We start from the raw sequence: 5,843 nt of genomic DNA, 5'->3' as shown, positions 1-5,843 counted from the left end.
GGGAGAGCTCTTTATTTGTCATTTACCGAACGGAGGCGGCCTTTGCGCACCATCGAATGGCATAACGGCCGGGTCAGGATGATTGACCAGCGCGTCCTGCCGCTCGAATATCGGGTGGTGGAATACGACGATTATCGTCAGGTGGCGGAGGCCATTCGGGATATGGTGGTGCGGGGGGCGCCGGCCATCGGCGCCGCGGCCGCCTTCGGGCTGGCGCTGGCGGCCCGGCAGAGCCGCGCCGAGAGCGTGCCGGCACTCCTGGCCGACCTGGAAGAGGCGGCGGAGGTCCTGCGCCGCACGCGCCCCACGGCCGTCAACCTGAGCTGGGCACTGGAGCGGATGCTCCGGCGCGCCCGTTCGGGCCACTGGCAGAGCGCGGCAGACCTTACCGCCGCGCTCGAGCAAGAGGCGCTGACCATCGCGGAGGAGGATGTGCGGGTCAACCGCCGTATCGGGGAGGTCGGGGCGGCCATCGTGCCGGATGGGGCCAACATCCTCACCCACTGCAACGCCGGCGCCCTGGCCACCGTGGACTACGGCACGGCTCTGGGCGTGGTGCGCATGGCGGTGGAACAGGGCAAACGGGTGCACGTCTGGGTGGATGAGACGCGGCCGCGCCTGCAGGGCGCCCGGCTCACTGCGTGGGAGCTGATGCGCGACGGCATTCCCATGACGTTGATCGCGGATAACGCCGCCGGCCACCTGATGCGCGCCGGCAGGGTTGACCTGGTGCTCTTCGGCGCCGATCGCGTGGCCGCCAACGGCGATGTGGCCAATAAGATCGGGAGCTATAAACTGGCGGTGCTGGCCAAGGAGAACGGCATACCCTGCTACGCAGTCTCTCCCACCTCCACCATTGACCTCTCGCTGGCCACCGGTGATGAGATTCCCATCGAGGAGCGCCCCGCGGAGGAGGTAACGGTGATTGACGGCCGGCGCATCGCCCCCGAGGGCGTGCCGGTGTACAACCCCGCCTTCGACGTCACGCCGCATCGCTATCTGACGGGCATCATCACGGAAAACGGCATCGCCTATCCGCCTTTCGGCATCAGCCTGCGCAAAATGGTAAAAGGGGAGGGATAGGAGGCTATCCCACAGCACTTCATGGAGGAAACGGAACTTGGGCGTCGTCGTCACTGGATCCCTGGCATTTGACTATCTCATGGCCTTCCCCGGGCGTTTCCGGGAGCACTTCCTGCCCGAACGCCTGGACGTGCTGAGTGTGAGCTTCTTAGTGGATTCGATGCGCGTACAGCGCGGGGGCTGTGCCGCCAACATCGCCTACAACCTGGCACTGCTGGGGGAACGCCCGACCATCATGGCCACCGCCGGCCGCGATTTCGGCGAGTACCGCCGCTGGCTGGAAGAACAGGGCGTCGACACCTCCGGCATCGTGGAGATCGAGGACGAGTTCACCGCCAGCTTCTTCGTCAGCACCGACCTGGAGAACAACCAGATCGCCAGCTTCTACATCGGCGCCATGGGGCGGGCCCATGAGCTGTCCTTCCGCAACCTGAACCACCGCGAGATTGACCTGGTCATTATCTCCCCCAACGACCCCCAGGCCATGGTGAACTACGCCGCAGAATGCAAGGAGCTGGGCATCCCCTACATCTATGATCCCAGCCAGCAGATCATCCGCCTGACAGGGGAGCAGTTGATCGAGGGCACGCGCGGGGCGCGCATGCTCATCGTCAACGAATATGAGTTCGAGATGCTGAAGAAGAAGACCGGGCTGAGCGAGAAGGCCCTGCGCGAGCTGGCGGAGATCGTCATCGTGACCAAGGGGGAGCGCGGCTCCACCATCATGGTCAAGGATGAGGAGATCGACATCCCGCCGGCCCCCCCACAGCAGGTCGTCAACCCCACCGGCGTGGGCGATGCTTACCGCGCCGGCATCATCAAGGGCTTTCTGCATAACCTGCCCTGGGATGTCGTCGGCCGCATGGCCAGTCTCTCCGCCACCTACGTCATCGAGAGCGATGGCCCGCAATGCCGGCGCTATTCTTTAGATGAGTTTGTGTCCCGCTACGAACAGCACTTCGGCCCGTGCGTGGAGCTGAAGCGGGTGCTGTTGAAGCGCTGAAAATTGTCACCTGAACGCATCATACCATCGAAGGAGAACTGGACAAAGTGACCACTGTCAAACATCACGTCAAAGACCTTTCGCTGGCCCCCCTGGGCAAACAGCGCATCGAGTGGGCGGAGCTGGAAATGCCCGTCCTGCGCCTGATCCGCCAGCGCTTTGAGCGGGAAAAGCCGCTCAAGGGTGTGCGGCTGTCCGCATGTCTGCACATTACCACGGAGACCGCCAACCTGGCGCGCACACTGGTCGCCGGCGGCGCCGATGTCGTGCTCTGCGCCTCCAACCCCCTCTCCACCCAGGACGATGTCGCCGCCTCCCTGGTAGTGGACTACGGCATCCCGGTCTTCGCCATCAAGGGGGAGGACAACGCCACCTATTACTCCCACATCAAGGCGGCGCTGGACCATCAGCCCCACATCACAATGGATGACGGGGCAGACCTGGTCTCCACCCTGCACAAGGAGCGGCAGGAGCTGATCCCCAACATCATCGGCGGCACCGAGGAGACCACCACCGGCGTCATCCGCCTGCGGGCCATGGAGAAAGAGGGCGCCCTGCGCTTCCCCATCCTGGCGGTCAACGACGCCATGACCAAACACCTGTTCGACAACCGCTACGGCACGGGCCAGTCCACGATGGACGGCATCATCCGCGCCACGAATGTGCTCATCGCCGGCAAGACGGTGGTGGTGGCCGGCTACGGCTGGTGCAGTCGCGGCATCGCCATGCGGGCGCGCGGCCTGGGCGCCAACGTCATTATCACCGAGGTGGACCCCCTGCGCGCCCTGGAAGCAGTCATGGACGGCTACCGGGTCATGCCCATGCTCGATGCCGCCGCTGAGGGCGATATCTTCATCACCTCCACGGGCAACACCAGCGTGATTGACGCGCCGCACTTCGAGCGCATGAAGGACGGGGCCATCGTCTGCAACTCCGGCCACTTCAACGTGGAGATCGACATCGCGGCATTGGAGGCGATGTCGGTCTCGCGCCGCCCGGTGCGCCCCTTCGTCGAGGAGTTCAAGCTGAAAGACGGCCGGCGCATTTACCTGCTGGGCGAGGGCCGGCTCATCAACCTGGCCGCCGCCGAAGGCCACCCGGCCAGCGTCATGGATATGTCCTTCGCCAACCAGGCCCTGGGCGCCGAGTATATGTACAAGAACGCCGCCACCCTCGAAAAACGCGTATACAAAGTGCCCGAGGAAATTGACCGCGAGATCGCCCGCCTGAAGCTCACCGCCATGGGCGTGCGCATTGACCAGTTGACGGAGGAACAGCGGGCCTACCTGGCCTCCTGGACAGAAGGCACATAAGCTTTCGTACAGTCACCCGACGCTCGGGCACGTATATCTGTGGATGAAAGGAGAACAACACACATGAGCACGACCTTCATGTCCTCGCCGAAGCTTTTTCTGACCTCGGAATCGGTGACGGAGGGACATCCGGACAAGATTTGCGACCAGATTTCCGACGCGGTGCTGGACGCCATCATCAAGGACGACCCCGATGCCCGCGTGGCGTGTGAGTGCGCCGCCACCACCGGCCTGGTGGTGGTGATGGGAGAGATCACCACCACGACCTACGTAGATATCAACAAGCTAGTGCGAGAGGTGCTGACCGACATCGGCTACACCCGCGCCAAGTACGGCTTTGACGCCGAGACCTGCGGCGTCATTGTCTCCATCAAAGAGCAGTCGCCGGACATCGCCATGGGGGTGGATCGCGCCCTGGAGGCCAAGCGCGGCGAGATGACCGACGAGCAGATCGAGGCCATCGGCGCCGGCGACCAGGGCATGATGGTCGGTTTCGCCTGCACCGAGACGCCGGAATACATGCCGCTGACCATCTCCCTGGCCCATAAGCTGTGCAAGCGGCTGGCTAAGGTGCGCAAGGAGGGCATCCTGCCCTATCTGCGCCCGGACGGCAAATCGCAGGTGACCGTGGAATATCATTACGGCAAGCCGGTGCGGGTGGACACGGTGGTGGTCTCAGCCCAGCACGACCCGGCCATCAACCACGACCAGCTCGAGGCGGATATTATCGAGCACGTGGTCAAGGCGGTCATTGACCCCAGCCTGCTGGATGAGCGCACCAAGTACTTCATCAACCCGACCGGCCGATTTGTCATCGGCGGGCCGTTGGGGGACGCCGGCCTGACCGGCCGCAAGATCATCGTCGACACCTATGGCGGCATCGCCCGCCACGGCGGCGGCTGTTTCTCCGGCAAGGACCCCACCAAGGTGGACCGCTCCGGCGCCTATATGGCGCGCTACATCGCCAAGAACCTGGTGGCCGCCGGCATCGCCGACCGCCTGGAGATCCAGGTCTCCTACGCCATCGGCGTGGCGCGCCCCATGTCCATCAGCGTGGAGACCTTCGGCACCGGCCGCATCCCCGATGATAAGATCGTCGAGCTGATCAACGCCCACTTCGACCTGCGGCCGGCGGCCATCATCCAGAACCTGAACCTGCGCCGGCCCATCTACCGGCCCACCGCCGCCTACGGACATTTCGGCCGCGACGACATCGACGCGCCCTGGGAGCGGCTGGACAAGGTCGAGGTGCTCCGGCGCGCGGCCGGCCTGGCGTAAATTCCGAAGCTCCTACCAGCGCCTGACATATCATGGGTCATGGCCTGCCAACGCGCTCGCGCATAACCTTTGCCCATTTGGGCCGGCCGTGATATAATGGCGGACAAACCGATATCCCTTGCAGAGGCGATGACGGAGAGGAGTAGGCGGGGGGAAGCCGCCAGGGAGGAGGGGCCGCGACTGGAAGCCCTTCTCGGTGAAAGCCCGCCGAAGTTCGCTCCCGAGCCGACAGGTGAAATGCGCGCAGGCGCAAAGTAGTCTGCTCCGGAGGCCCACCGTTATCCGGGCGCCCGATAAGCCGGCTTCGTCCAACGGAGAGGAGCGCGGCCGTCGGGGCAGAGGGGGCCGGCTCGCGGCCGGCCAAACAGGGTGGTAACGCGGATCGTGCGGCACGATATCGTCCCTGAGGGACTATCGGGCCGCTTTTTATTACGCTATCATACGCTTCATCCAGGAGAGGAGGCGGTATAATCATGGCAGTGGACCTGCATGAGCTGGAACAGCGGGCCAGCGCCGAGCTGGCGCAGGTATCCGACCTGCAGGCGCTGGAACAGTGGCGCCTGCGCTATCTGGGGAAAAAGGGAGAGATCACGCTGGCGGTGCGCAGTGTCGGTCAGCTTCCGCCGGCGGAACGGCCGGCCTACGGCAAGCTGGCCAATGAGGTCAAGGGCCGGCTGGAAGCCGCTTATGAGGCGCGGATGGAGGCCCTCAAACAGGAGGAGGTGGAGCGCGCCCTGCGCGCCGCGGCCGTGGATGTGACCCTGCCGGGCAGGCGGCCGGCGATCGGCCGGCTGCATCCCTCCACCCAGACCCTGCGCGAGATTTACCACATCTTCACGCAGATGGGCTTCCAGATCTACCGCTCGCGCGAGGTGGAAACCGACGAATACAACTTTGAGCTGTTGAACATGCCGCCCCACCACCCAGCGCGCGACATGTGGGATACCTTCTATATCAACAAGGACGTGGTCATGCGCACCCACACCTCGCCCGGGCAGATCCACGTCATGCGCGCCTACCACCCGGAGCCTATCCGCGCCATCCTGCCGGGCAAGTGCTACCGCTATGAACAGGTGACCGTGCGCTCCGAGCATATGTTCCATCAGGTGGAGGGGCTGGCCGTGGGCAAGCACATCACCATGGCCGATCTGAAGGGCACGATGATC

Annotated in this window: 5 protein-coding genes; all 5 read left to right on the top strand. The window is 64.4% G+C overall.

Features of this window, described 5'->3' with window-relative positions:
- The first annotated feature begins 42 nt into the window (after positions 1-42).
- Positions 43-1,083: an S-methyl-5-thioribose-1-phosphate isomerase gene (mtnA, locus tag H5T60_10665; protein ID MBC7242893.1), complete on the top strand. Its 1,041-nt coding sequence runs from the start codon at positions 43-45 to the stop codon at positions 1,081-1,083.
- Positions 1,084-1,120: 37 nt separating this feature from the next.
- On the top strand, positions 1,121-2,086 hold the full coding sequence (locus H5T60_10660; protein MBC7242892.1) for a carbohydrate kinase family protein: 966 nt from the start codon (positions 1,121-1,123) through the stop codon (positions 2,084-2,086).
- A 38-nt stretch (positions 2,087-2,124) separates the two neighbouring features.
- Positions 2,125-3,399: an adenosylhomocysteinase gene (locus H5T60_10655; GenBank protein ID MBC7242891.1), complete on the top strand. Its 1,275-nt coding sequence runs from the start codon at positions 2,125-2,127 to the stop codon at positions 3,397-3,399.
- A gap of 63 nt (positions 3,400-3,462) precedes the next feature.
- Entirely contained in the window at positions 3,463-4,677 is a 1,215-nt protein-coding gene (locus H5T60_10650; GenBank protein MBC7242890.1) for a methionine adenosyltransferase, read from the top strand.
- Positions 4,678-5,150: 473 nt separating this feature from the next.
- The coding region (locus H5T60_10645) for a phenylalanine--tRNA ligase subunit alpha (protein MBC7242889.1) at positions 5,151-5,843 on the top strand (693 nt) is incomplete at its 3' end.

The organism is Anaerolineae bacterium, assembly GCA_014360855.1.
Classification (GTDB): domain Bacteria; phylum Chloroflexota; class Anaerolineae; order JACIWP01; family JACIWP01; genus JACIWP01.
The sequence above is the reverse complement of the archived record's forward strand: the minus strand, read 5'-3'. Positions and strand labels throughout refer to the sequence as shown.